The organism is Vibrio marinisediminis (genome assembly GCF_014050145.1).
Classification (GTDB): Bacteria; Pseudomonadota; Gammaproteobacteria; order Enterobacterales; family Vibrionaceae; genus Vibrio; species Vibrio marinisediminis.
In genome coordinates, this window is the sequence record NZ_JACFYF010000273.1 from 1 (window position 1) to 267 (window position 267).

At 64.8% G+C, this 267-nt stretch carries 1 pseudogene; it reads right to left on the minus strand.

The features are described 5' to 3' along the window. Positions 1 to 267 (minus strand): annotated as a pseudogene (locus tag H2O73_RS24085) (hypothetical protein); the annotation flags it as partial.

The following is a 267-nucleotide window of genomic DNA, read 5'->3' on the forward strand; positions in this document are numbered from 1 at the left end:
TATTCGCGATAGACCTCTGCCGCGAGCCCATCACCATCCGTGGCCTCCAACCGGTCAAGCGCCTCCGTCACCGCCACAAGATCCTCGGTCGTCCGCACACGGAAGCTTTCTCCACCCGAGATCTGCGAAATCGCTCTCAGGGTTGCCGCATCAACAACGCCGCGCTCGCCGACCTCGGCCGTGGTCAGGTCCTTGGGACCAAGGGCGATCGTGTGTACCCGGACCCCGTATCGTGCCGCCAGTTCGGCAACGCCGCGTGGGTTGGTG